This is a genomic window from Streptacidiphilus sp. PAMC 29251 (assembly GCF_054208735.2).
The window spans coordinates 9130470-9155720 of sequence record NZ_CM135725.2; the positions used below are offsets into that span (position 1 = coordinate 9130470).

At 69.3% G+C, this 25251-nt stretch carries 26 protein-coding genes, 2 pseudogenes and 1 riboswitch; of the genes and pseudogenes, 12 read left to right on the forward strand and 16 right to left on the reverse strand.

Annotated features, from left to right (window positions below):
• Nucleotide 1 precedes the first annotated feature (1 nt).
• The 13 genes and pseudogenes from ACXKR8_RS43585 to ACXKR8_RS43645 all read right to left on the reverse strand — a co-directional run.
• Nucleotides 2-1246, reverse strand: a complete 1245-nt coding sequence (locus ACXKR8_RS43585) for a hypothetical protein (protein ID WP_458270061.1) — start codon at nt 1244-1246, stop codon at nt 2-4.
• On the reverse strand, nt 1243-3204 hold the full coding sequence (locus tag ACXKR8_RS43590; RefSeq protein ID WP_458270062.1) for a B12-binding domain-containing radical SAM protein: 1962 nt from the start codon (nt 3202-3204) through the stop codon (nt 1243-1245). Before ACXKR8_RS43590 ends, ACXKR8_RS43585 begins: the two co-directional genes overlap by 4 nt.
• Nucleotides 3205-3294: 90 nt before the next feature.
• The gene (locus tag ACXKR8_RS43595; RefSeq protein WP_458270063.1) at nt 3295-3456 is read right to left on the reverse strand and encodes a hypothetical protein; all 162 of its coding nucleotides are present in this window, start codon (nt 3454-3456) and stop codon (nt 3295-3297) included.
• 274 nt (nt 3457-3730) lie between these two features.
• Nucleotides 3731-5002, reverse strand: a complete 1272-nt coding sequence (locus ACXKR8_RS43600) for an MFS transporter (protein WP_458270064.1) — start codon at nt 5000-5002, stop codon at nt 3731-3733.
• Between the two features lie 93 nt (nt 5003-5095).
• Nucleotides 5096-5668, reverse strand: a complete 573-nt coding sequence (locus ACXKR8_RS43605) for a DUF5825 family protein (protein ID WP_458270065.1) — start codon at nt 5666-5668, stop codon at nt 5096-5098.
• Nucleotides 5665-7125 (reverse strand): RiPP maturation radical SAM C-methyltransferase, encoded by a 1461-nt coding sequence (locus tag ACXKR8_RS43610; RefSeq protein ID WP_462100092.1) that lies wholly within the window; start codon nt 7123-7125, stop codon nt 5665-5667. Before ACXKR8_RS43610 ends, ACXKR8_RS43605 begins: the two co-directional genes overlap by 4 nt.
• Complete coding sequence (locus ACXKR8_RS43615) at nt 7122-7583, reverse strand: hypothetical protein (RefSeq protein ID WP_462100093.1); 462 nt, start codon at nt 7581-7583, stop codon at nt 7122-7124. Before ACXKR8_RS43615 ends, ACXKR8_RS43610 begins: the two co-directional genes overlap by 4 nt.
• Before the next feature lie 33 nt (nt 7584-7616).
• Nucleotides 7617-8405, reverse strand: coding sequence for a cytochrome P450 (locus tag ACXKR8_RS43620; protein WP_462100094.1), 789 nt, complete (start codon nt 8403-8405; stop codon nt 7617-7619).
• Nucleotides 8406-8467: 62 nt separating this feature from the next.
• Entirely contained in the window at nt 8468-8851 is a 384-nt protein-coding gene (locus ACXKR8_RS43625; RefSeq protein ID WP_462100095.1) for a hypothetical protein, read from the reverse strand.
• Between the two features lie 567 nt (nt 8852-9418).
• Nucleotides 9419-9751 carry a 4Fe-4S dicluster domain-containing protein gene (locus tag ACXKR8_RS43630; protein ID WP_458270069.1) on the reverse strand — a complete coding sequence of 111 codons (333 nt, stop codon included), beginning with the start codon at nt 9749-9751 and terminating at the stop codon, nt 9419-9421.
• Complete coding sequence (locus ACXKR8_RS43635) at nt 9748-9945, reverse strand: hypothetical protein (protein WP_458270070.1); 198 nt, start codon at nt 9943-9945, stop codon at nt 9748-9750. The genes ACXKR8_RS43630 and ACXKR8_RS43635 overlap by 4 nt, the downstream gene beginning before the upstream one ends.
• Complete coding sequence (locus ACXKR8_RS43640; RefSeq protein WP_458270071.1) at nt 9869-11026, reverse strand: FAD-dependent oxidoreductase; 1158 nt, start codon at nt 11024-11026, stop codon at nt 9869-9871. The genes ACXKR8_RS43635 and ACXKR8_RS43640 overlap by 77 nt, the downstream gene beginning before the upstream one ends.
• A gap of 19 nt (nt 11027-11045) precedes the next feature.
• A pseudogene (locus ACXKR8_RS43645) lies at nt 11046-11297 on the reverse strand (LLM class flavin-dependent oxidoreductase); the annotation flags it as partial.
• A gap of 38 nt (nt 11298-11335) precedes the next feature.
• Here ACXKR8_RS43645 and ACXKR8_RS43650 point away from each other — a divergent pair.
• Nucleotides 11336-11491 carry a hypothetical protein gene (locus ACXKR8_RS43650; RefSeq protein WP_458270072.1) on the forward strand — a complete coding sequence of 52 codons (156 nt, stop codon included), beginning with the start codon at nt 11336-11338 and terminating at the stop codon, nt 11489-11491.
• Here ACXKR8_RS43650 and ACXKR8_RS43655 read toward each other — a convergent pair.
• The 3 genes from ACXKR8_RS43655 to ACXKR8_RS43665 are packed head-to-tail and all read right to left on the reverse strand — an operon-like array spanning nt 11467 to nt 14149.
• Nucleotides 11467-12513: an aliphatic sulfonate ABC transporter substrate-binding protein gene (locus ACXKR8_RS43655; RefSeq protein ID WP_458270073.1), complete on the reverse strand. Its 1047-nt coding sequence runs from the start codon at nt 12511-12513 to the stop codon at nt 11467-11469. The genes ACXKR8_RS43650 and ACXKR8_RS43655 overlap by 25 nt on opposite strands.
• Nucleotides 12514-12551: 38 nt before the next feature.
• Nucleotides 12552-13262, reverse strand: coding sequence for an ABC transporter ATP-binding protein (locus ACXKR8_RS43660; RefSeq protein ID WP_458270074.1), 711 nt, complete (start codon nt 13260-13262; stop codon nt 12552-12554).
• Entirely contained in the window at nt 13259-14149 is an 891-nt protein-coding gene (locus tag ACXKR8_RS43665; protein WP_458270075.1) for an ABC transporter permease, read from the reverse strand. The genes ACXKR8_RS43660 and ACXKR8_RS43665 overlap by 4 nt, the downstream gene beginning before the upstream one ends.
• 399 nt (nt 14150-14548) lie before the next feature.
• Nucleotides 14549-14659: riboswitch (SAM riboswitch) on the forward strand.
• 33 nt (nt 14660-14692) lie between these two features.
• Between ACXKR8_RS43665 and ACXKR8_RS43670 the strand changes: the two genes are divergently transcribed.
• The 11 genes and pseudogenes from ACXKR8_RS43670 to ACXKR8_RS43720 all read left to right on the forward strand — a co-directional run bounded on the left by ACXKR8_RS43670 (nt 14693) and on the right by ACXKR8_RS43720 (nt 25161).
• A complete protein-coding gene (locus tag ACXKR8_RS43670) occupies nt 14693-14821 on the forward strand; it encodes a putative leader peptide (RefSeq protein ID WP_458270076.1) in 129 nt (42 codons plus the stop codon).
• A gap of 129 nt (nt 14822-14950) precedes the next feature.
• A complete protein-coding gene (locus ACXKR8_RS43675) occupies nt 14951-16066 on the forward strand; it encodes an LLM class flavin-dependent oxidoreductase (protein ID WP_458270077.1) in 1116 nt (371 codons plus the stop codon).
• Between the two features lie 10 nt (nt 16067-16076).
• Nucleotides 16077-17423, forward strand: coding sequence for an LLM class flavin-dependent oxidoreductase (locus tag ACXKR8_RS43680; RefSeq protein WP_458270078.1), 1347 nt, complete (start codon nt 16077-16079; stop codon nt 17421-17423).
• A 126-nt stretch (nt 17424-17549) separates the two neighbouring features.
• Nucleotides 17550-19199 carry an ABC transporter substrate-binding protein gene (locus ACXKR8_RS43685; protein ID WP_458270079.1) on the forward strand — a complete coding sequence of 550 codons (1650 nt, stop codon included), beginning with the start codon at nt 17550-17552 and terminating at the stop codon, nt 19197-19199.
• A complete protein-coding gene (locus ACXKR8_RS43690; protein ID WP_462100096.1) occupies nt 19196-19714 on the forward strand; it encodes a hypothetical protein in 519 nt (172 codons plus the stop codon). Before ACXKR8_RS43685 ends, ACXKR8_RS43690 begins: the two co-directional genes overlap by 4 nt.
• Nucleotides 19612-20277 carry an ABC transporter permease gene (locus ACXKR8_RS43695; protein ID WP_462100724.1) on the forward strand — a complete coding sequence of 222 codons (666 nt, stop codon included), beginning with the start codon at nt 19612-19614 and terminating at the stop codon, nt 20275-20277. The genes ACXKR8_RS43690 and ACXKR8_RS43695 overlap by 103 nt, the downstream gene beginning before the upstream one ends.
• Nucleotides 20278-21303 (forward strand): ABC transporter permease, encoded by a 1026-nt coding sequence (locus ACXKR8_RS43700; protein ID WP_462100097.1) that lies wholly within the window; start codon nt 20278-20280, stop codon nt 21301-21303.
• Nucleotides 21300-23040 (forward strand): annotated as a pseudogene (locus ACXKR8_RS43705) (dipeptide ABC transporter ATP-binding protein). Before ACXKR8_RS43700 ends, ACXKR8_RS43705 begins: the two are co-directional and overlap by 4 nt.
• Nucleotides 23037-24272 (forward strand): dipeptidase, encoded by a 1236-nt coding sequence (locus ACXKR8_RS43710; RefSeq protein ID WP_458270083.1) that lies wholly within the window; start codon nt 23037-23039, stop codon nt 24270-24272. The pseudogene ACXKR8_RS43705 and the gene ACXKR8_RS43710 overlap by 4 nt, the downstream one beginning before the upstream one ends.
• Nucleotides 24269-24535, forward strand: coding sequence for a DUF6059 family protein (locus ACXKR8_RS43715; protein WP_458270084.1), 267 nt, complete (start codon nt 24269-24271; stop codon nt 24533-24535). Before ACXKR8_RS43710 ends, ACXKR8_RS43715 begins: the two co-directional genes overlap by 4 nt.
• A 53-nt stretch (nt 24536-24588) precedes the next feature.
• Nucleotides 24589-25161 carry a GNAT family N-acetyltransferase gene (locus tag ACXKR8_RS43720; protein WP_458270085.1) on the forward strand — a complete coding sequence of 191 codons (573 nt, stop codon included), beginning with the start codon at nt 24589-24591 and terminating at the stop codon, nt 25159-25161.
• The last annotated feature ends 90 nt before the right edge of the window (nt 25162-25251 follow it).

Below are 25251 nucleotides of genomic sequence, written 5' to 3' on the forward strand. Positions count from 1 at the left end.
ATCATGGAGAATCGGCGCTCCAGCTGAACCGGGGGAAGCGCACAGCGCCCATCGGTGGCCAGGGCCGACCAGCCAGTCCCTCGCGCTGCAGCCAGTGGTCTCGGAGACGCAGGAGGGGCAGGACCGGGCACTGCTCCCGGACCGCTCGTCGCAGCTCGTCGCACGCCGCATCGTCGTCCGGGACCTCAGACAGCCGACGCAGCAGCGGCGCGAGGACGGGGTCTCGGCGCGCCGGGTCGAGCAGGTCCAGAGCACAGATCGGATCCTCGAAGAGCGGGCCTCGCAACGCGAGGAGCAAGTCGCAGGACTGCGTCGAGCCCGAGACGAAGTCGGCGGGTGCCAGCTCGACCTCGACACCGAGGTTCTCGGTCAGCTGAGCTGCGACTTCTTCGGCCACGTCCAGGTTGGGGTAGTAGTCCCAGTACCCCAAGCGCAGTCTTTCACCGGAGCAGACGGTGCTGGGCGGTGCCTCGACGTGGTGGTCGGGCGCTGCCGCCTCCACACCGTTCCAGCACCGTGCGACCAGGCGGTCATAGCGAATCGCGCCGAGGAGCCTCCGACGGAACTCCGCGTCGCCCACGGCCGACGGGCTGCCGGGGGTGATCTCCAGACGCATCTCGATCGCGGTCGGTGCCGTGTGGAACACCTGGCTGTCCGCGAAGTCCGGGACGCGGTCGAGCGGAAACGCCGTCGCGCACGTCACATCGACCTCGCCTCGCCGGAACCTCGCCGGGGCGTCGTGCGGATCGCGGCGGACGAGCACCCGCACAGGTGGCCTGCCGACCTTGACGGGTTCGAGCCAGTACTCGTCATCGGCAGTGCGCACGGCACGCTCGTACGTACCGGAGGACAGTTGCCCGCACGACGAGATCGGAGCGAGATCGACGCTCCGGAGCAGGCTCGGGAGGTGCGGCGCCCGGCGGCGGAGCTCGATGACGAGCGCATCATTCGATGTGCGGACCGCGCGGATGTCGAGGAGGAATCGCTGGAGCGACGGAACCGTGAGCGCGGTCCGGATTGCCCGGGCGTGATCGCGTGCACGCACCGGGCTCCCATCGGAGAAGGACGCGCCCTGCCGGACGCGGTAGTGCTGGCTCAGCCCGTCCTCTGCGACCCGAGCGAGATCGAGCCGACTGCGTTGGCTCGCCGCGGCGAACCAACGGCTCAGGTAGTCGCCTCCTGTGGGCCCGTGCCATCGAATCGGGTCGTCGTCCACCTCGACGACGACGGGGCGCGTCACGTTCACGTGGTCAGCAGGGGGCCGGCGGCCACCAGAGGAGTCCGTTCGGGGGCGTCCGGCGAGGCGTCGATCTGGGCACACAACCCTGCCACCGCTGTCGCGACCTCGTGCGGCCGACCGGGGGCGAAATTCGCGAGGAGAGCTTCGCGTTCTTCCTGCTGGCGCGGCATAAGTGCCTTGAACACCTTGGCCTGCGCCGGTGTCAGGCGGAGAGTCGACACCTCTGCCTCACTTGCGCGATACACGACCACGACGGTCGGACGGCTCAGCTCCGGCTTCCAAGTGATTTCGCGTGGGTCGGAAATCATCTTGACGACGTCGACATCCAGGTCCGCGATCAGGAAATGCGGCTTGTCCCCTACGACGGCGGGCTTCCGGTACACGTTGACGAGTTCTTCCTCGACCTCGTCTCCCTGGAACTCCGCAACCATCGAGTCGTAAGCGAATAGTGCGCCGGCGGCCTGCGCATGCACGCCCTCCATGTGCGCCAAGATCTCAGCGAGCGCTTCCTGAATCGGCATTTCAGCCCGTTCGAGCAGTGCGTCTATGAGTTCAACGTACGTGAGTCCCGCGCCCTGCTTGAGGAATCGCAGCAGGTGGTAGTAGCGGCGGGTGAAATACCGCGAGAGGCGCAGCACATCCTGATAGTATTCGTGGCCCCGATTCCCGCTGCGAATGAAGCTGAATCCGGTGAAGGTCGCCGCATCGTCCCTGATGAGCGCGCGGACATCCGACGGGAGAAAGGTGCCCATGGCGTCGAGGCCGCTCTCCAGCGGTTCGAGTTCAGCTCGGTAATCATCTGTGATCTCAGCGCCGGGAAGCGGCTGAAGCACACTGAGGTCACTGTTGACGGCACCGTAGGCGATCGCGTCGAAGACGACCTCCAGTGACTTCTCGAGGTCTTCGGCGCTCTCGTCCGGGTATCCCACGATCGTGTTCGTCTCGAACTGGATGCCGACTTCCTGGGCGGACCGGAAGAACTCGTAGGTCCGCTTCGTCGAGGGCATCTTCAGCATGGCCTTGAGGATCTTCTCCGACCCCGCGTCGGTGCCGCAGAAGATGTTGAAGCAGCCCGCATCGGCCATGCGCCGCAGAAGGGACGGGTTGACATTGTCCGGTCGGACCGCGCAGCCCCATTCGAACATGTCATTGTGCTCGGAGAAGTAGGACACGAACTCGTCGAGATACGTGCGCTTGTTGGCGAAGTTGTCGTGCAGGAAGTTGAACTGCGTCACTCCGTAGGTCCGGTGCAGGAAGCGGAGCTCGTCGAGGATGACCGCGGGATCCTTGATCCGGAAGTCGCGATCCCAGAACGTCGACGTCATGCAGAACTTGCACGTATAGGTACAGCCGGAGCCGATGTGCACGTCGAAGATGTGCGGTGTCGACAGCCGGATGTAGTCGCCCATCGGGACGGCGTCGTATGCGGGCATCGGCACGAGGTTCAGGTTCGTGGTCGGCTGAGGCCCGCTGGACACGGACTGGCCGTTCTCACACGACCAGAAACCGCGTACTCCGGCGGGATCGGTCCCGTCGGCCACGGCATCCGCGAGAGCGGTGATCGCGAGCTCTCCCTCGCCGCGGCACACGAAGTCGACGCAGTCGACGAAGCGTGGGAGGGCATCGGGGAAGACGCCGAACGTCCCGGGTCCGCCGAGGACCACCGTGACATCGGGCCGGAGCCGCTTCACCTGACGCCCGATGAGAAGGCACGCCGGGAGGGTGTCCGCGAGACAGGTGAGGCCGAGAATGTCGGGATCAGCGGCGAGCAGGCGAGCGCAGGTCTGGTCGAGCCAGTCGGCATCACTGGGGTCGAAGGCGCCGATCCGGTGCTCGTACTCCAAGTCGACGACGACGGTGGGATGGCCGTGCGCCATCAGTGGTGAGGCAATGCAGAGCAGCCCGAGAGGAACGAAGAACGGAGAATTGACGTCGGCATTGATCAAAGGCCGGCCGAGTGTCACGCGAGCATGCTGTGTGGACGATCGAACTGACACCTGGCCCTCTCCCGCAAACGAGAGGGCCAGTCGCTTCGGAGTCGGCATCAGATGCGATCAGCAGCGCCGCGCAACGGTGGCGCCCAAAGTAGCCGATGACAGGATGATCAGCTCGACGTCATCGGCGAGGTCAAGCCCCTCCTCGTCGGAGAAGAGCACCATGCCCGGCTCCGACTCGTCCGTCTCGATTGCCGTACGCTCCAGAACTTCCTTCGCCATTGTCGTCTCCTCTTCGTCTTGACCGCTACCAACAGTCTTATCTAATCCAGTCTTTGACGTCTCGTCAATAGGTGGTGCACACATCTTCGGCCTCCCTGTCGCTTCTCTGGGTCGCTGACCTGGCCTCGTGCATAGAACACTTCGTAGCCCAGGTGTGTTTCGATTTACGACCGTGCGAAACGGACAGAACGGAATACAGCGTGCAATCCGCAAGGATATGGACTCGGTTGCTCGATAAGACCGCAGTCGGGCAAGGAGCATCGGGAGTTCTGTTTCAGGAGACCTTTTGGCCGGCGGGCTTCTCGATCTCGCTGGTCACCCGTGACCTTCGGAAGAGCACCGGGAGCCACAGGAGACATGCCAGCAGGGGGACCGCGGCGTAGGCGGCCATGCCCGCACTGGAGCCCAACCCGTCCATGAGCGCGCCGAGGACGAGATAGCCGACGCCGATGAGCACCGACTCCACGAATGAGATCATCGACAGCAGGCTCGCCCGGTGGCGCGAGGGCACGGCCTCGTTGAACACGTTGTCCACGATCACGGCGGTGATCTCGGGAATTCCGACCAGGACCAGGAACGCGGCGATGGTGACCCAGACAAGGCCGAGGCCGCTCAGGCCGAGCGCCACCGCGAGCGTCAGGAGGGACACCGGGATGATGACCCGGTACCCGATGCGCCGGTCCACGCGGTCCGACAGCAAGGCGACGAGCCCGCCGGCGAAGAATCCCGCCGCTATGACCACGCTGACCAAGGCGGTGCCCGCTCCCTGGTCGGAGAGGGTCTTCTGGGTGAAAATGATGTACGGCGTCAATGTCGCGTGCATCAGTCCGGACACCACGACAAGCGTGACGAGCGCCGGCGTGGCGACCCGAAGCATCGCCCGCCACGCTGTGGCGTCGACGTGCTCCTCCTCGGCTCCCTCCTGCTCGTCCACCGCGTCCGCGCCGCGGATCTCGGGCACCCGTGACATCAGCACCACTACGGCCAGGACGAGGCATGCCGCCGAACCGACGTAGACGACTCCCCAGGAAATGTGCTGCAGTTGGCCGCCGAGGACGATGGCGACGCCCGAGGTGACCGTCCCCAGCATGATGTACCGGGACTTGATCTTGACGTAGCCGGCCGTCGCACCACGACGCACGAGCAGGTCGTACAGCAGGGCGGTGTCCGAGCCGGACACGCATGCCATGCCCACGCCCTGACCCATGAACAGCGCCAGGAACACCCAGTAGTTGGAGAACGTCCCCTGGCCGAGCAGGCATGCGGCCACCAGCAGCTGGCCGATCACGATGCTTGCACGCCTGCCGATTCGGTCGGCGATGATTCCCGTCGGCAACTCCGCAAGTCCGCTGACCAGGAAGAGCAGTGTCTGCAGGAGGGCCACCTGCTCGGCTGAGAAGCCTCGCTGGTAGAGAAAGAGGACGAACACTCCACGCTGGAACAGTGCGTTGGAGAGCACGGCATACATGTAGAACGGGCGCGTGACACCTCGTACTGCATGGTCGACTGAAGCCGACCCGCCAACGGCCTCGGTGGTACTGGTCATACTGCGGGCTCCCTGGTGACTCCGGTGATCATTGGTGCTGGACCTCCGCCGCCGACCGGAGCCTTCAGTCCATACGTTGCGGAGGACAGGCTCTCAGACACACCAGATCCCCTGGCGTACGGGAAGGCCCACACAGTAGTTGCCAGAAGAGAAAGCCAAGCCGTCCGGTGTGAGGCGGTCAATGCCGGCCCGCTCCAGTGCCGTGACCTCGCGTCCCCAGTCGACGGCATCGAGGACGTTCCCCTCAGGTGTGCAGCGGTCGATGACGATGCGTCGGCGGGGACCGAGACGCGTGTCGTCGACGGAGATGAACGTGGGACCGCGCCGTGCGAGGAGCTGCGCATCAGCTCGCGGCGTCCACACGAAAGTACCGTCAGGCTGACGCGGCGGATCGAGGTGCTGGAGGCATCGGACGTCGAGGTCGCCGCATTCGCCACTCCATGCGACTCGCAGGCCGACGCCGCGCGCGTCGCGCAGCAGCGCGACCAGGGCGACGAGATCGCGATCGGGCATCGACGGCATGACGTGGTGTCCGGACAGCCGCACTCCGGCGTAACCCGTTCGCACCAGGGAGACGAGGTCTGCCCGATTGTCGACGGAACGGAATTCCACCGTCGCGAACAGGTGCCGACGGCTCGTCCGCGGGCGTGCTGTCGGCGGGGTCACCAACGCAGTCCCGTCGCGAGTGCCAGGTACGTCGAACCCTCGCGGAACGTGAGCCCGAGCATGGTCCATTCCTCGACGAGTGCTTCGAGTCGGCCGTCGATCACTGGTATCCCGAGATCGTCCAATTGGCGAGCGAGTGCGGGGAGGGTCCGTCCTTTGGCGAGCGCACGGTATGCCTCAGTCTCCAGACCAGGCGAGAGCACCCGTTCGCATGAGGGCCAGCCGTACCGGTCGTCGACGACAACGAGGGAGTTCTCCGTCGCCGACAGGGCGACCAGCCGCGATGTCGGTGAGTTCACCATCCATACGCCAACCGCCTCGGACAAGGTCTCGTACATGCCCGCTGATATGCCGGCGGGCGCGGAGTCGAATACGTAGACGAGGTCATCGAGAGCGTCGGCCACCCCTTCGTAGGCACATATGAGCTCGCCTGACGGCCCCAGACTCCGCAGACCGAGCTGGGGGTCATCGAAGTAGGGGCTGAAACGCGTCAACTGGATGCGGTGAACACCGTCGGGTGCGGAGAGGTGGTGAAGGGCCGGAAGCAGCTCGATCAATGCCGAGTAATCGCCGTTGTCCTCTCCCGGGAATCCAACGAGGACGTTCCACGACGGATAGATCCTGCAGGTCGCACAATCCCGCAGGAATCGCACGTTCTGCCACCCGGTGACTCCTTTGCGCATGATGCGCAGGACGGGTGTGCACAGGCTCTCCACGCCCGGCTGGAGTTGCGTGAAGCCGGCACGGGCGAGTGCCTCGAGATGATGGAACCCGAGGTTGGACTTCACCTCGGCGAACAGTCGAACATCCCAGTCGGCCGGCAGCGCCATGTCAGTGGTGAGCCGACGGACGTGTTCAGGGCCCAGGATGTTGTCCGTGAACACCAGGTCGAGGACGTTGTGCCGCTGAATGGCACGGGAAGCCTCGGCCTGGACCCGCTCCGTCGACTTGGCGCGGTGAGCCATGGCTGATCCGTTCAAGCCGCAGAACGTGCAGTGGTGCTTGGCCCCCCACCAGCACCCTCTGCTGGCCTCGATCGGGATCTTGACATCGACGAGCTCGGTGAGCGCGGATCCGTTCAGTTCGCGGAAATAGTGGTCGTAGACAGGCTCTGGGACGGCGTCCATGAGGATGGGCCTGGTCCCAAGAGGATTGCTGACCGAGGTGCCGTCCGGGCCGGATCGCCAGCAGAGGCCTGGAATCGTGCGTGCTGCTTGGTCCTGTGGATCGCTCCGACTGGTCCGACAAGTCGCGATGTGCGCGATGAGCGGTGCGATCGAGTGCTCCGCCTCGCCCCGGACGACATAGTCGATCTCCGTGCGGGCCTGGTGGATCGCCGTGCCCTGAACGCCGTCGCAATTGGCCCCGCCGAGGACTGTGACGGTACTCGGGGACAGCTCTTTCACCCGCCGCGCAAGCGCGAATGAGGCGATGTTCTGATCGAAGGTCGTCGTCAAGCCGACCACGTCCGCACGGGACTCGACGATCTCCTCGCCCAGTTCGTCGACGAAGCGGGGGCGGCGCGGAACATCTCACAATAGGCGTCGACCTGCTCGTGCCCGCGCAGCAGTTCGAAGAAACTCGTCTTGCGAGGATCCATATCAGGGCGGAAACAGCTGGAGAAAATCCATTCGCCGACACCGAGAACCTCGGCGTCGACGACCAGCTCGTAGTGCTCTCGGGCGAGACCCACCCTGTGGGTGAGATAGTCGAGCCAGCGGATGTTGGCGTAGACGGCGTCCAGCCGTCCGACTTCGCCACGCCCTGCAAAGAGCGGGGCGATAGTGCTGATGGCCAGGGACGGCATGTCGATCAGAGCCCAGGGCATGCACACCAGCGTGACCGAGAGCACGCCCTCCTCCACCACCGGCGGACTCGGCTCCGGCTGGCTTTTCCCGATCTGCAGCAACTCCACTCTGCCTCCCGTCACCGGCTCAACCTCATTCATTTACCAGCTCACGGGCATTTCCTTGACGCCGTACCCGAGCCCGTCATCCATGAACGGGAGGTCGCCGAGGTCAACGGCCAAGGCCAGTGTCGGAATGCGCCGGAACAGAGCGGCGAAAACGACCTGGAGCTCCAAACGGGCCAGCGGTTGGCCGGTGCACTTGTGCACACCGAAGCCGAAGGCGAGATGCTGGCTGGCATCGCGGCGCAAGTCCAGCACCCCAGCACCGGGGAACGCGCTTTCGTCGCGGTTGCCGATCTCCTCCGGGAGGATCAGACCCTCGCCGGCGCGGATCACCTGCCCGGCGATCTCAATGTCCTCCACGGCCACGCGCCGACGGCCGGGCTGGACGGTGGTCAGGTACCGCAGCAGCTCGTCGACGGCCGCAGCGACCTCGGGGCCGTCGGCGTCCTTCAGCACAGCGATTTGGTCGGGATGGAGCAGCAAGGTCAGCGTGCCCAGTGCGATCATGCTGGCCGTGGTCTCGTGCCCCGAGATCAGCAGGAACAGGACCAACATCACCAGCTCGTGCCGGTTCAACTGGCCGGTGGCCAGCCGTTCGGTGGCGAGCTGGGACAGCAGGTCGTCACCGGGTTCATCGAGCTTCCGGCCGATCAGCCGGGCCAGGTAGCGATACAGCTCGCCCTCGGACTTGCTCACGACCTCGTCCGGGACGTCGCTGCTGGTCACTGTCCTGACGGCGCGCTGGAAGAAGTCGTGGTCCTCGTAAGGGACGCCGAGCACGTGGCAGATGACGATGCACGGAATCGGCAGGGCGAACTCCGCCACGAAATCCACCGGCATCGGGCGGGCCAGCAGAGCATCGATGTGGTCGTCGACGACCTGCTGGATTATGGGCCGCAGTTGCTCGACCTTGCGGGGGTGAACGGTCGGGCGATCATCCGACGCAGCCGGAGGTGCTCGGGACCTTCCATGGCGGTCAGGAACTGGCCTTCTTCATGGTGGTCCTGCAGAAACTGACTGTCGAACGGGTAGCCCGGCTGCATCCAGTCCGCGCTGACCCGGCGGTCCCCCAGCAGTGCGCACTGCTCCGCGTGTCTCGTCACCAGCCACGGAGTGCTGTCGTCCCACAGCCGAACTCGGACCAGCGGCGCCTGTTCCTGCAGCTCGGCCAGCTCAGGGGCCGGATCCAGCGGACAGCCAGGCGCCCTGGGAATCGGAAAGAACGGGACCGCCGTAGATTCCAGATCAGGAACGTTGGCCTGCGAAGACATCACAATCCTAGCTCCGTTCCGAATAACCATGGGCCGAAGGTTCGTCAGGAGACAGTCCCTCGGTGCCAAGAAGCCTCTTGACCACCGTCAGGAGGACCCTGCCGAATGCCCTGAATGACTGGCCCGCTGAATGGAGTGATCGATTCTTGAAGGTGAGCAGCATCAAGGCGACCGCTCCGCTTGGCACCGTTCCAGACCGCAGCAGCGTACCCAGAATCGATCAAGCCTTACAAGGGGGTCAACGAAGTTGATGAGTCTTCAGCTTGTCGCGGGCTTTGCGGGCTTCGAGCTTGATCGCGCGGTTGTCGCCTTCGGAGGCGGCGTTCGTTATGCCGGTTTTGATGTAGTTATCGATGCCGTCCTATCACTTGGTTCGTTTCATCCTGAAGTTGCTGGTCGGTTTGTTGGCGCTCTGCGAAAACGGCTATGGCTGGAAATCCGTGAAAGGCCAGGTCAGCGGTCGGCACCGGCGCGAGAAGCGTCTGGCGCTGCAGGCCGCCCGCGCGCAGTTCGAGGCCGAAGCAGTCGGCGAAGCCCGCCGCCGCACCGGCCGCACCGGGCGAACGCTCAGTCCGGGTACTCGGGTCCGATCGCGGTACGGGCGCCGAGCGGCCTGCCGCCGCCCCAGCCCAGCTCGCGCCGGTAGCCGCCGAGCAGGCCGGAGGCCTCCAGCTCCACGACGTCGTGGAAGCGCGATCCGGCGGCAACCGGGACCACCAGCGGCGCGACGAACAGCGCGTCGGTGGGGCAGTAGGCCTCGCACTGGAAGCAGGTCTGGCAGCTGTCCTGACGGACGATCAGTGGAATGCCGTCGGCGCCGCGGTCGAAGACCCGGGTCGGGCACACCTCGATGCAGCGGTCGCAGCCGATGCAGCGGTCCGCGTCCACGATCTCGATCATGCGGCTCGCCCCGCAACCGTGGTGAGGGCCCGCGGCGCCGACTCCGGACGGCTCCACAGCTGGTCGAGACCGCCGGTGAGCAGCCGGTAGTGCTGGGCCGGGTCCTGCGCCGGATGGTCAAGCCGCTTGTGCATTCCGCGCGACTCGGTCCGCCGCAGCGCCGCGTGGTACATCCAGCGGGCGTGGGTCACCATCGCGGCCGCCTCCCTGACCCGGAACAGCTCCTCGCCGTCCGCGCCGAGGCCCCGCGTACAGGCCGGGCACATCGGTCGCGCAGTCCTCGTCGGCGATCCGCACGCCGCCGGTGCCCCGGACCGTCCTCTCGGCCAGCAGGGTGATCTCGAACAGGTCGGTGAAGGGGTCGATGCCCAGCCGGTCGAAGACCAGGAAGAAGTTCGGCTGGCCCCTGCGCATCGCCCGCTGCTGCTCCGGGTCGGCCCGGTCGATCCGGGCGTACACCGGCTCCTCCAGCAGGGCCCGCGCGATCACCGACCGGCCGCGGACGCTGCCGGCGCCGTCGAGCACCGTACCGTCGGCGTGGTAGAAGGTGGCCCAGGAGTAGTAGGCGGTCTTGGTCACCGAGGTCCCGCGCGGGGCGATGGCGTAGGCGTTGGAGAACTCCATCCCGGACAACTGCGCTCCCGCCTCGGCCGCCAGCAGCGCGCCGTCCCCGGTGTTGACGTCGCAGCCGAGGGTCTTGGACTGGAACGCGCAGCCGCCGGCCGCGAGCACCACCGCGCCCGCCTCGATCCGGACGGTCGTACCGCTCGCCCGCTCCAGCGCCCGTGCGCCCGACACCACGCCGTCGGCGTCGACCAGCAGCTCCAACGCCGGGGTGTGGTCCAGGATCCGGACGCCGAGGCGCTGCACCCGGGTCCGCTGCCGGCGCATGTACTCAGGCCCCTGCAGGTCGTTGCGGATCTGCCGGCCCTGGGCGTCGACCGGGAACGGATACCTCTGCACTCGGGCGAGTTCGTCCATCCGGGCGTGGGTCTCGTCCAGGACCCGGGTCATCCAGCCCCGGTCGGCGAGATGGCCGCCCAGCGCCTCCCGGCTGGCCATCGCGGCCTCGCGCAACTCGGGGACGTCCTCGACATACCAGATGCCGGTGCCGACCGAGGCGGTCGCGCCGCTGGCGCCGGTGTGACCCTTGTCGACCAGGACCACCTCGGCGCCCGCCTGGGCGGCCTTGATCGCGGCCCAGGTGCCGGCCGGACCGCCGCCGACCACCAGCACATCGGTGCGCAGCGTCTGCTCGGACTCGATGCTCGTCATGGCACTTCGTTCCTCCGGGTCAGTGGAACTGGTTGGCCGGTACCGGGAGCCCGTAGTGCTCGCGGAGCGTGCTGCCCTCGTACTCCTCGCGGAACAGGCCCTTGCCGCGCAGGATCGGCAGCACCTGTTCGATGAAGGTCTCCAGGCCCGAGGGCAGCGCCGGCGCCATGATGTTGAAGCCGTCCGCCGCGCCGCCCTCGAACCAGGCGATGATGGTGTCCGCCACCTGCTCCGGTGTGCCGATGAACTCGACGTGGCCCCGGCCGCCTCCGGGCCAGGTTGTACGGCTCGTTGTAGGTGGAGGACACGGTGGCGATCAGCCCGATCCTGCTGGTCGCCTGGGACAGCGCGGTCAGCAGGGTCAGCGGCTCCAGCTGGCCCGGCGGCCGGGCCCGCCTCCATCAGGAAGGCGTTGAGGTGGAGCCGGCGTGGCGCGCCCATCAGTCGACCTTGGAGCTGTCGTAGCCGGCCGGGAGCAGGTTGTCGGTGATCGTGGTGACATCGACCTTCTTGCTGATCTGACCGGCCTCCAGGAAGGCGTCGCCGAGCTGCTGCTCGGCCGTGATGTCGGCCGGCTCCACCGGCGTCACCCGGGTCTCCAGCGAGGTCAGCACCGCCTTGGCGTCGGCCAGCGGGATGCCCTCCTCCTGCGAGATCGCCTGGGCGTACTGGTCCGGGTGCTGTACGCCCCAGTGGAACTCGCCGCCGAGCCGCTGCAGCAGGTCGGTGAGGGCCGCGCGCTTGGTCGGGTCGCTCAGCGACTTGTCACTGGCGACGTAGTAGTTGCTGGTCTGGTCGATCGGCGGCAGGCCCTTCGCCAGGATCCGCGCGCCCTGGTTCACCGCGAGCGCCGACTGCGGGTTCCAGATCGCCCAGGCGTCGACCTTGCCGGTGGCGAACGCGGTGGCGCCGGCCGCCGGGTCGAGGAATACCAGTTGCACGTCCTTGGGGGTGAGGCCCACGCTCCTGAGCGCGTTCAGGGCCAGGCCGTGGGCCGAACTGCCTTGCGGCACAGCCAGTTTCTTGCCCCTGAGGTCGGTGAGCGACTGGATCGGGGAGCCCTTGGGCATAATGATGTTCTCGGCCGGCTGGGTGGGCGTGAGCGAGCGGGTGACCGCGACGATCTTGAAGCCGTACTCCTTGGCGGCGCCGGTGATCGGCGGCACGTCGCCGACGCTGCCCAGGTCGATGTCGCCCGAGGCGGCCGCCTGCACCAGCGGGGGGCCGTAGGTGAACCGGGCGAACTTCACCTTGTAGGGGGCAGTTGCGAAGGCGCCGGTGATCTTCGCCAGGGCCTCGCTGCCGTCACCGCCGTTGTCGCCGATGGTGAAGGTGTACTGGCTCCACTCGGGATGGGCGGCCGCGCTCGAACCGCCGGCGCCGCTCAGGGGCGCGGTCTTGGTCGCCGAGGCGCATCCGGACAGGGAACCGACCACAGTGAGCAGACTGACGGCGCCGACGACAAGTCGGGAGGTGGTTCTGGACATGGGTGCACACATGCTTTCTGGGGCTGGAACCGGGCAGGTCAGTGGTGGTCGGCGAGGCCGAGGTCGGCAAGCAGGACGGAACGCAACTCCTCTCTGGCGAAGCCGGTTTGCACCAGGTGTGAGCTGCCGATGCGGCCGTCGGCCATCACCACGACGCGGTCCGCCAGCGCGATCGCCTCGTCCACGTCATGGGTGACCAGCAGCATGGCCGCGCGGTGCTTGCTGCGCAGAGCGCGCACCAGGCCGTGCATCCGCAGCCGGGTGATGGCGTCGAGCGCCGCGAACGGCTCGTCGAGCAGCACGAGTTCGGGTTCGGAGACCAACGCCCGGGCCAGGGAGACCCGTTGCGCCTCGCCGCCGGAGAGCTCCTTGGGCCAGGCCCGCTCCCGGCCCGCGAGGCCGACCTCGGCCAGCACGTCCAGGGCCCGCTGCTCCGCGTCCGGCCCGCGCAGGCCGAGGGTGACATTGCGCAGCACCCGCTGCCACGGCAGCAGCCGGTCGGCCTGGAACACGATCGCGCGCTTCGCCGGGACCTCCACCAGGCCGCCGTCCGGCCGGTCGAGACCGGCCAGCAGCCGCAGCAGGGTGCTCTTGCCGCAGCCGGAGGGCCCCAACAGGACCACCAGTTCGTTCTCGGCGATGGTGAGGTCCAGGTGGTCGAGCACCACCCGGTCACCGAACCGGCGGACGACCTTCTCGACCAGGACCCCGGCCTGCTGCCGGGTGCGGGTCGCAACCGTGGCGCTCATGCCGCCTCGTATCCGGGGCGCCACCGCAGCAGCACCCGCTCGAGAACCCGGACGAACTGGTCGGCGACCAGCCCGAGGAGGGAGTAGACGGCCAGCCCCACAAAGACCTGGCCGGTCTGCAGATAGGTCTGGCCCTGGGTGATCAGGAAGCCGAGGCCCTCGTTGGCGTTGACGGTCTCGGCGGCGACCAGGCCGAGGATGCTGTAGGCGAGCGAGAACCGCAGGCCGACCAGGAACCCCGGCAGGGCGCCGGGCACCAGCACCCGGGTCACCAGCCGCCAGGGGCCCGCGCCGGTGGTCCTCGCCATCTCGATCAGGCGCTGGTCCACTCCCCGGATCGCGGCGAACAGATTGAGGTACATCGGGACGCCGGCGCCGAAGGAGATCAGCAGCACCTTGGTCAGCTCGTCGATGCCGAACCACACGATCATCAGCGGCAGCACCGCCAGCAGCGGGATGGTGTTGAGCACCTGGACCACGCCGTTGAACAGGTACTCGCCGCTGCGCAGCAGGCCCCCGAGCACCCCGGCCAGGATGCCCGCGGTCAGGCCGATGGCGAGACCGATCCCGGCCCGGCGCAGCGAGACCGCCAGGTCGGGCCCGAGCACACCCTGCTGCCACAGTTCGGCGGCGGAGTGCACGATGGAGGTCGGCGCCGGGGCGTAGGTCGCGGTCAGCACCCCGGCCTTGGCGAGGATCTCCCAGGCGATGAGGATGACCACCGGGGTGGTGTAGATGCCGAGCGGCCAGCGCAACCGCTCGCGAAGGGTGCCGAACAGCATCCGGCGGGTTGCGTCGCGCGGCAGGAACACCTCGCGTTCCGGCGCGCCGGTCGCCACGGCGTCGGAATCGACGGCCGATGGCGAGAGTTGGGTGGACGGAGGCATGGGGAGGTCCCCTCGACTGAGGTGGGCGCACTGCTGGGCGCCGAGTGTGGACGCACATGGGCAGGCGGCACGGCCGGACCGCCGCGGAGTCAGCGGCGGGTCCGGTCATGGCCTGGTGACGACAGGTCAACTGTCGTTGGGGGTAAAGGAGTCAGCGAGCAGCGCACCACAGGGGCAGGAGCCGGGGAAGGGGCTCGGCCAGGCAGCTGGGGTCAGCGACAACAGAACGTGCTGGAGACGTGCGCCAGGTCGATGTGGCGCCGCCGGGTGAGTTCCAGCTGCGGCTTCATGAGCGCGAGTTCAGCAGACGTTCAGCGGATCGGTCAATACTTCTCGGACAGCTCTCGCATGATGGACGCCGCATTGTCCAAAGCCCGTCGAGCGGTTAGCGTGTGTCCTGGTTATGAGCGTCAGCGACAAGCCCTGGCTTGCTGACCGGCAACCCTCCGCCGCGGTGGGGTGCTCCAGGTGACGACCCGACAGAACGGTGCCGTTCTGTAAGCGCGAGGCCCGGTTGGGCCCGATCGGTGTGAGGTGATCCAGATGGCTGAGCGTCGTTCCAGTGGCACGCCCCGCCCGAGCGGATCCTTCCAGCTGCGGGTCGCCCGGCGCCATGTCGATCTGCTCCGGGTGAGCAGCGCACTGTGTCCGGGGTCCTGTCCGGTCCGCTGAGACCGCAGCCCTGCTCCCGCCGCACCCACGCACCCACGCACCCCTTGGACTGCCGCGTCCCTGGTCGACGCCGTCCGCTGCTGTGTGCCGGCTCCCGTACCGCAGCATCCCCACCGGAGGTATGTCCCCATGAGCGATCCCGGCACCCGGAATCCCTTTCTGCACCTGGCACTTGAGGCCGACGGCACCGGCGCGCACCCGGCCTCCCACCGGCACGCTGCCGCAGCGCGGCCCGGCTCCGTGTCACCGGCCCGGGCGCTGCGCGAGGTGGTCACCGCGGCCGAGGCCGCCGGGTTCGCCCTGGTCACCCTGGCCGACTCGCCGCTGCCGCCGAGCGCCGACCCGGACGCGCCCGGCCGGATCGAGGCCGGGGCCCGGGCCGCCTATGTCTCGCTGCTGACCGACCGGATCGGCCTGGCGCCGACCCTGCAGGTCACCACCACCGAACCGTTCCACCTGGCCACCCAGCTGGCGAGCCTGGACCACGCGGCCAGGGGCCGGGCCGGCTGGGTGGTCGGCGCCGTCAACGGTGTGGACGAGCTGGCCACGATCGGGGCGGTGCCGCTCGGCCCGGACGAACTGCGCCGGGAGACCACCGATGTCATCGACACCGCCCGTGCGCTCTGGGACTCCTGGGAGGACGACGCGGTCATCAAGGATGTCGCGACCGGCCGCTACCTCGACCGCGAGCGCGTGCACCCGGTCGACTTCGAGGGGGCCAGGTTCACCGTCAAGGGCCCGCTGATCACCCCGCGCCCGCCGCAGGGGCAGTTGGTGGTGCTGGCGCCGGACGCCCTGGACGTGGACGACCGCGCCGATGTGGTGCTGGTCGAGCGTCCCGACCTGGCCGGGCTCGCCGAGCGGGCCGCGCAGGCCCGCGCGGCCGGGGCCCCGCTGGTGTTCGCCGAGCTGGAACTGCTGCTGGACGCGGACGTCCCGGCCGCCGAACGGCTGGCCGACCTCGACCGCCACGCAAACTGGCCGCAGTCCGGCCGGTTGCGCCATGTCGGTTCACCCGCCGCGCTGGTGGAGTTGCTGATGCAACTGGCCCAGCTGGTCGACGGAGTACGGCTGCACCCCGCCGTGCTCGCCGTCGACCTGCCAGTGCTGACCACCGAGGTGCTGCCCGCGTTGGCCGCCGCAGGACTGCACCGCGCCCCCAGCGCCGGCGCCACCCTGCGCGGCACGCTCGGCCTGCCCCGCCCTGCCAACCGGTTCGCCGCCGCGGCGACCACGAGCGCCTGAGGGACCTGCGATGACCGAGACCGACACGAGCGCGTCCACGCCGACCGGCGCCCCGTACGACCCGCAGGCCCAGGTGCATCTCGGGGTCTTCTTCACCGGGGTCGGCTCCCAGCTGATCTGGACCGACCCGTCCGCGGCCCCGCACACCGCCATCGAGTCCTTCGTCGAGGCCGCGCAACTGCTGGAGCGCGGTCTGTTCGATGCCTTCTTCCTGGGCGAGGGCCTGCGGGTGCGCGAGAACCAGGGCCGGGCCTACGACCTGGACGTGGCCGGACGCCCCGACGCGATCACCCAGCTGTCCGCGCTGGCCGCGGTCACCGAGCGGATCGGCCTGGTGGCCACCCAGAACACCACCTACAACTACCCCGCCGACCTGGCCCGCCGGCTGGCGAGCCTGGACCTGCTCTCGGACGGGCGGGCCGGCTGGAACATCGTCACCACCGACAACGCCTGGACCGGGGAGAACTTCCGGCACGGCGGCTGGCTGGACCATGAGCGCCGCTACGAGCGGGCCGAGCAGTTCGTCGAAGCGGCCAAGGAGCTGTGGTCCTCGGCCGAGCCGGTCCAGCGGGACACCGACCTGGTCCGGCTGCGTGCCACCGCCACCCAGCCGGCCAGCCGGCAGGGCCGTCCGGTGCTGTTCCAGGCCGGGGACTCGGACGGCGGACGCGAACTGGCGGCCCGTCAGGCCGATGTGGTCTTCTCCTCCAACACCGAGTACAACAAGGCCGTGGTCTACGCCGCCGACCTACGGGCCCGGCTGGCCCGGTACGGCCGGACGGCCGACTCGCTGCGGATCCTCCCCGGCGCGGGGATCGTGCTCGGCGACACCGTCGCCGAGGCCGAGGAGAAGGCCCGCTGGGTGCGGCGGGAACAGGTCTCGGCACCGCGCGCGATCGCCTTCCTGGAGCAGTACTGGGGCACCGACCTGTCCGGCTACGACCCGGACGGACTGCTGCCCGACATCGAGCCCACCGAGGACGAGCTCGACCCCTCCCGGGGCACCATCATGATCGAGCACCGCACCGGCAAGCTGGAGCGGATCCGCAAGTGGCGCGAGCTGGCCGAGGAGCGGGGCCTGTCGATCCGTCAGCTGGTGCTGGAGGTGCAGCCGACGCACCCGCTGTTCGTCGGCACCCCCTCGGGCATCGCCGACGAGTGGACCCACTACGTCCGGACCAGGGCGGTGGACGGCTTCAACCTCACTCCGCACCTGATCCCCTCCTCGCTGGCCGAGGTCGTCGACAAGCTGGTGCCCGAGCTCCAGGAGCGCGGCGCCTACCGCACCGAGTACCAGGGCAGCACCCTGCGCGAGCACCTGGGCCTGCCGCCCGTCACGTCCGGGCCCGCGGCGTGACCGTGCTGTTCCGCCGCCTCCACATCGATCTGCTGCTGGTCTGCGGCGCGCTCTGTCCGAGCTGAGCACCGCCCCCACCGAGTTGCCCTCGCACCCGTCGTCACCAGCGCAGAAGCGGACACACCCATGCCACGCACCACCAGACCCCTTCGTCACGGCCTCGCCGTCATCTCGGTTAGCACCGCGGCCCTGATCGTCCTGTCCGCGTGCACCAGCGCGAAGACCACGGCCGGCGCGGGCGGCACCGCCAGCGGCTCGACCAAGGCCCTCACCATCGGTACCACCGACCAGGTGGTCAGCCTGGACCCGGCCGGCTCCTGGGACGCCGGATCGGGGACCATCGAGGACGAGGTCTACGCCACCCTGCTGAGCCCCAAGAACGGCTCCTCGGACGTGGTGCCCAACCTCGCCGCGGGCATCCGGCTGAGCGGGCCCAAGGAGTACACGGTCACCCTGAAGCCGGGCCTGAAGTTCGCCAACGGGCATGATCTGACCTCCTCCGACGTCAAGTTCAGCTTCGACCGGCAGCTCAAGATCGCGGACCAGAACGGCCCCTCCTCGCTGCTCTACGACCTCGCCTCGGTGGCCGCCCCTGACCCGACCACGGTGGTCTTCACCCTCAAGTCGGCCAATGACAGCCTGTTCCCGCAGGTCCTCTCCACCGGGGCCGGCTACATCGTGGACGAGCAGGTGTTCCCCGCCGACAAGATCCTTGACGACACCGCCGTGGTGGCCGGCAAGCCGTGGGACGGCCCCTACACGATCGGCAGCTACCAGAAGAACTCGCTGGTCTCCTTCACCGCCAACAGCGCCTACCAGGGCCTGCTCGGCACCCCCAAGACCGCCCAGGTGCAGCTGAAGTACTACACCGACGCCAGCAATCTGAAGCTCGACGTGCAGCAGGGCACCCTGGACGCGGTCTACCGCACCCTGTCGACCGCTGACCTGCAGGACCTGTCCACCAAGAAGGACATCACCGTCCACACCGGCTCCGGCAACGGCATCCGCTACATCGTCTTCAACTTCAAGACCCAGCCCTTCGGCTCCGCCACCAAGGACGCCGACCCGGCCAAGGCGCTGGCGGTGCGGCAGGCCGTGGCCGACTCGGTGGACCGGGCGCAACTCGCCTCGCAGGTCTACAAGAACACCTTCCAGCCGCTCTACAGCTCCGTTCCCGACGGCATCACCGGGGCCACCCCGTCCCTGCAGGGGCTGTACGGCGACAAGCAGGGCGGCCCGGACAAGGCCGCCGCGGCCCAGGCGCTCTCCGCGGCCGGGGTGAGGACCCCGGTCACCCTCAACCTGCAGTACAACACCGACCACTACGGTGCCTCCTCCACCGACGAGTACGCGCTGATCAAGACCCAGCTGGAGGCCACCGGGCTGTTCAAGGTGAATCTGCAGTCCACCGAGTGGGCCCAGTACGGCAAGGACCGGGTGGCCGACCTCTACCCGCTCTACCAGCTCGGCTGGTACGCCGACTACCTGGACGCGGACGACTACCTCGCCTCCTTCTACAGCCACAACAGCTGGGTCGACAACGGCTACAACGACCCCGCGGTGCAGGCGCTGATCCAGCAGGAGGAGACCGAGACCGACCCGGCCAAGCGCACCGCGCTGATCGAGCAGGTCCAGGACAAGGTCGCCGCGGCCGTGCCGCTGGTGCCGCTGCTCCAGGGCTCCACCGCGATCGTCACCCGCAGTGACGTCAGCGGGGTCCCGGACAAGCTCACCAGCGCGTACACGTTCCGCTGGGCGGAGCTCTCGAAGAAGTGAGCGTCCTCACCCAGGAAGCCACCACCGGCGCCGTCGGCTCGGCCGACGGCGCCGGCGGGTACGGGCTGGTCCGGTACCTGGTGGTCCGCTTCCTCCTCATCATCCCCACCGTCCTCGTCCTGGTCAGCGTCGTCTTCTTCCTGATGCGGGTCAGCGGCGACCCGATCACCACCGCTTTCGGCGACCGGCTCACCCCGGCCCAGCTGCACGCCAAGCTGCACCAGGCCGGCTACGACCGGCCGCTGCTCACCCAGTACCTGGACTATCTGCGCGCGTTGGCGACCGGGAACTTCGGCCGGACCGCCACCGACAACCAGGCGGTGTCCAGGTGCTGCGGACCTACGGCGCGGCGACCGTCGAGCTGGCCGGCTACGCGATGCTGGTGGCCCTGGCCGTCGGCGTCCCGCTGGGCATGGTCGCCGCGTCCTACCGGGACCGCGCGCCGGACGCCGCGCTGCGGCTGTTCGCCATCATCAACTACGCCACGCCGGTGTTCTTCCTCGGGCTGCTGCTGAAGCTGGTCTTCGCGGTCTGGCTCGGCTGGCTGCCGGCCTCCGGCCGGGCGGGCATCGATGTGCAACTGGAGCTGCAGAACCAGACCAGCACCACCGGTTTCTATCTGCTGGACGCGGTCCGCAGCGGCGACGGCTCGGCGGTCGCCGATGTGCTGCGGCACGCGGTGCTGCCCAGCCTGGCGCTGGGGCTGCTGGTCGCCGGGGTGCTGCTGCGGCTGGTCCGGACGAACCTGATCGGCACCCTGTCCGCCGACTACATCGAGGCCGCCCGCTCGCGCGGGGTGAGCCGGTTCCGGCTGGTCACCCGGCACGCCACCCGTCCGGCGCTGATCCCGGTGGTCACCGTGCTGGGGCTGCAGATCGCCGGGCTGCTCGGTGGGGCGGTGCTGACCGAGACCACCTTCGAGTGGAAGGGCCTCGGCTATGAGCTGGCCCACTACCTGACGGTGCGTGACTATCCGGCGGAGCAGGGCATCGTGGCCCTGTTCGCGGTCGTGGTGGCGCTGACCAACTTCCTGGTCGACGTGGTCGCGGCGCTGATCGACCCCCGAGTGAGGTACTGAGTGGCGCACGAGACCCTCGCCCCACCGGCCCCTGCCGAACCCCGGCCGGGCCCGCGTTGGCGCGTCCCGCTGCCGGCCCGGGTGCGCGGCAGCAGCGGGCTGCAACGCGGCATGCTGCTCGGCGGGACCGCGCTGACCGGGCTGTTCCTGCTGGCCGCGGTCTTCGCGCCGCTGCTGGCACCCCATGGCTACGCCACCATGGAGAGCGGCGGCCGGCTCTTCGGCTCGCAGCAGCACCCGAGCGGAGCACATCCGCTGGGCACCACCATCGGCGGCTACGACGTCCTGTCCCGCACGCTCTGGGGCGCCAGGACCGCGCTGGAGATCATCGTCGCGGCGCTGCTGCTCTCAGCGGTCGCCGGGGTGCTGCTCGGCCTGGTCTCCGGCTATCTCGGCGGCTGGCTGGACCGGCTGCTGGTCGGCGTCGCCGACGCGATGTACGCGTTCCCCTCGCTGCTGCTGGCGATCATCATGTCCATCGTGATCAGCGGCGGGCAGTCCAGCCTGTTCGGCGGTCTCGGCGCGGCGGCCTGCTCGGTGGCGGTGGCCTTTGTGCCGCAGTACTTCCGGGTGGTGCGGGCCGAGGTCACCCGGGTGAAGTCGGAGGCCTTCGTCGAGGCGGCGCGGGTGATCGGCACCGGCAGCTGGCGGATCATGTTCCGGCATGTGCTGCGGAACTCGGTGCGGACCCTGCCGCTGATCCTCACCCTCAATGCCTCTGAGGCCATTCTCACCCTGGCCGGGCTTGGCTTCCTGGGCTTCGGCATCGAGCCCAACTCCGCCGCGGAGTGGGGCTACGACCTCAACCGCTCGGTGGCTGACGTGACGTCAGGGATCTGGTGGACCGCGCTGCCGCCCGGCCTGGCGATCGTGCTCACCGTGCTGGGCACCACCCTGCTCGGCGAGAGCCTCACCGACCTGGCCGACCCCCGGCTGCGGCGCCGTCGAGGTTCTTCGGCGAACGCGACGGATGCGCCGCTCGCGTCGCTTGCGCCGCCTGCAAACGAACGGAGCTGCCGGCGATGAGTGATCTGCTGCGGATCGAGGATCTGCATGTCTCCTTCGACACCGACGGCGGGGTGGCGCCCGCCGTCGGCGGGGTCAGCCTCACGGTCGCGCCGGGCGAGGTGCTCGCCCTGGTCGGCGAGAGCGGCAGCGGCAAGACGGTGACCGCGAAGTCGGTCCTCGGGCTGCTGCCCGCCACCGCGTCCACCCGTGGCCGGGTGCTGCTGGGGGACGGCACGGCGGAACCGGCCGAGGACATCCTCACCGCCTCCCCGGCCCGGCTGCGCGCCCTGCGCGGCACCCACGCGGCGATGGTCTTCCAGGAGCCGTCCACCGCCCTCAACCCGGTGTTCACCATCGGCTGGCAGCTCGCCGAGGGCCTGCGGGCGCACGGCAGCGGCAGCCGCGCCACCCGCCGGGCGCTGGCGATCGAGATGCTGGACCGGGTCGGCATCCCCGACCCGGCCACCCGGGTGGACCACTACCCGCACCAGCTCTCCGGCGGGCAGAAGCAACGCGCCGTGATCGCGATGGCGCTGGCCCTGGGCACCAGGCTGATCGTCGCCGACGAGCCGACCACCGCGCTGGACGTCACCGTGCAGGCGGAGATCCTGGAGTTGCTGCACCGGGTCCGCACCGACTTCGGCGCGGCCGTGCTGCTGATCACCCACAACATGGGGGTGGTCGCCGACCTGGCCGACCGGGTGGCGGTGATGCGCGAGGGACGCATCGTGGAACAGGCCCCGGTGCGGACCCTGTTCGCCGCGCCGAGCCATGAGTACACCCGCGAACTGCTGGCCGCGGTACCGGACTTCCGCGGGGCGCTGGCACCTGCCGCCGCTGCCGCGCCATCGGTGGGGCCCGCGGGTGATCCGGTGGTCAGGGCCGCCGGGCTGGTGGTGGAGTTCCCCGGACGGCTCGGCTCCAAGACCTTCCGGGCCGTGGACCGGGTGGACTTCGAGATCCGCCCCGGCGAGGTGCTCGGGCTGGTCGGCGAGAGCGGCTCCGGCAAGACCACCATCGGCCGGGCGGTGGCCGGCCTCACCGGCGTCCACGCGGGGGAGTTGGACGTACTCGGCGAACCGCTCGCCGCCCGGGGCCGGCTGCGACGGGCCCGACGGGCCACCGCCGCCAGCCGGGCCGGGCAGATCGGCTTTGTCTTCCAGGACCCGGCGACCAGCTTCAACCCGCAACTGACCATCGCCGACTGCGTCGGGGAACCGCTCGCGGTGCACCGGCGCGAGTGGGGGCCCGCGGCGCGCCGGGCGGAGGTGGACGCGCTGCTGGAGTCGGTGCAACTGCCGCGCGGCTACGGCGCGCGCTACCCGCACGAAACTCAGCGGCGGGGAGCGACAACGTGCCGCGCTGGCAAGGGCGTTGGCGCTGCAACCCCGGCTGGTGATCGCGGACGAGCCCACCTCGGCCTTGGACGTGTCGGTCCAGGCCAAGGTGTTGGAACTCTTCGCCCGGCTGCAACGGGAGTTGGGCTTCGCCGCGCTGTTCATCAGCCATGACCTGGCGGTGGTCGAGCAGGTGGCCGACCGGGTGGCGGTGCTGCACCGGGGGCGGATCGTGGAGTCGGGCAGCACCGCCCAGGTCCTCGGCGCGCCCCAGGACGACTACACCCGGCGGCTGATCGCCTCGCTGCCCGTCCCCGACCCGGTGCGCCAGGCCCGGCGCCGCGAGGAACCCGTCCCGATCGACGAGACAGCTCTGCTGATCGACGAAACAACCCGACAAGGAGTGGCAGGCCCATGACGCAACTCAGCCCCGATCCCGCCGAGCTGGTGGAACAGGCCCTGAGCGGCACGCCGGTGTTCGACGGCCACAACGACCTGCCGACCGCGCTGCGGGCCCGTTCCGGCTACCGCGTGGAGGGCCTGGACCAGCTCAGGCCCGAGCTGCACACCGACCTGCCGCGGCTGCGGACCGGCAGGGTCGGCGCCCAGTTCTGGTCGGTCTACGTGCCCTCGAACCTGCCCGAGCCGGAGGCGGTGGTGGCCACCCTGGAGCAGATCGACGCGGTGTACCGGCTCGCCGCCCGCTACCCGGAGGACCTGCGGATCGCCTACACCGCGGCCGAGGTGGAGCGTTCCTTCGGCGACGGCCGGATCGCCTCGCTGCTCGGGGTCGAGGGCGGCCACAGCCTGGCCGGGTCGTCGGGGGTGCTGCGTGCCTTCGCCCGGCTCGGCGTCCGCTATCTGACGCTCACTCACAATGACAACACCGCCTGGGCCGACTCGGCCACCGACGAGCCGGGCGTCGGCGGCCTGGACGACACCGGGCGGGCGATCGTCGCCGAACTGAACCGGATCGGCGTGCTGGTGGACCTCTCGCACGTGGCCGAGAGCACCCAGCGGGCCGCACTGGCGGTGTCCACCGCCCCGGTGCTGTTCAGCCACTCCTCCGCGCGGGCGGTGAACGACCACCCGCGCAATGTCAGCGACCCGGTGCTGGAACTGCTGCGCGGCAACGGCGGCGTCATCCAGCTCACCTTCGTCCCGGCGTTCATCTCGGCCGCCGTCGGCGAGTGGTCGCGGGAACTGGGCGCCGAACGGGAGCGGTTGGAACTGCCCGCGGTGTCCTGGACCTGGCCCCGCGCACCGCGACCCGGCGAGGACCCGGCACTGGTCGCCAAGGAGTACGCGGCGGCCTTCGCCGGGCCCACCGACGACCGGCTGCTGCGCTGGCTGGAGGCGCACCCCCGACCGGAGGTGACGGCGGCTCAGGTCGCCGACCATGTCGACCACGCCCGTGAGGTGGCCGGGGTGGAGCACGTCGGCCTGGGCGGCGACTACGACGGCGTGGACCACCAGCCGGTCGACCTCGCCGACGTCTCCGGCTACCCGGTGCTGCTGCGCGAACTGGCCACCCGGGGCTGGTCCCGGGCCGATCTGGAGGCGCTGACCGGCCGCAATGTGCTGCGGGTGCTGCGCGACGCCGAGGAGCAGGCCGCCGAACCGCTCTGGCCGACCGCCCCACTGCGGTGAGCGGCGTTGTCGTCGTCCTGTCCTGGCCCCGGCGGGCGGCGCGGAGGTGGGCGGCTCTGCTGAGCCGCTGGGCGCCTGAGCTGGTCGCCTTCGGCTGCTCGCTCGGGGGTGTGTCCGCGCCCCTGCCCTGGCCCGACCCCTGGTGGCAGGGGCCGACCCTGGCCGACCACCCGCCCCCGGGCCACCCGGAGCGGCTCTGCGCCCACGTCCCCCCGACCGAGGCGGAGCGGGAGCTCTGGTCCCGACTTGGCCTGTCGGCCTAGGCAACTCCTCCCTGCTGCTTCCCACCTGCTTCCGACACCGAAGGAGTGCTCCGATGACGACCACCGCCCCGCGGTACGAGGTACGGCCTGCGGTCCTGGCGGACCCGCTGGTCCAACCGCTGCTCCGAGAACTGGAGTACGAGTACAGCACCCGCTACCCCTCGCGGGCCGGTGCCGGCAAGGAGTTGGCCCGCTATCCGGCCGAGGAGTTCGAACCGGAGCACGGCGGCCTGCTGCTCCTGCTGCTGCAGGACGGCGAGACGGTCGCCGGAGGCGCGTACCGCCGTTATGACGAGCGGACCGCCGAGCTCAAGCGGATCTGGACCCACAGCGCCCACCGCCGCCGGGGCCTGGCCCGGCGCGTGGTCCAGGAGTTGGAGCGGGCTGCCGAGGCGGCCGGGTACCAGCGGGTCTACCTCACCACCGGACCGCGCCAGCCGGAGGCCAAGGGCCTCTACCTGGTCACCGGCTACACCGCGCTGTTCGACCTGGCCGCCGACCCGGAGACCCTCGGCGGCCCGCTGCCCTTCGCCAAGTCCCTGACCGGCACCCGGCCCGTTCGGCCCGAGGACTTCCGCCCCACCCGCCGCGTCGACTTCGGCCCGGCCCCCGAGCCGGGGGAGTGACCGTGGCGACCGGTCGCGGATATACGTGTGATCGTCTTCGCCGGACGGGTATTCCGATACGGTCGGGGGACGCGGCCGAGCATGCCGAGG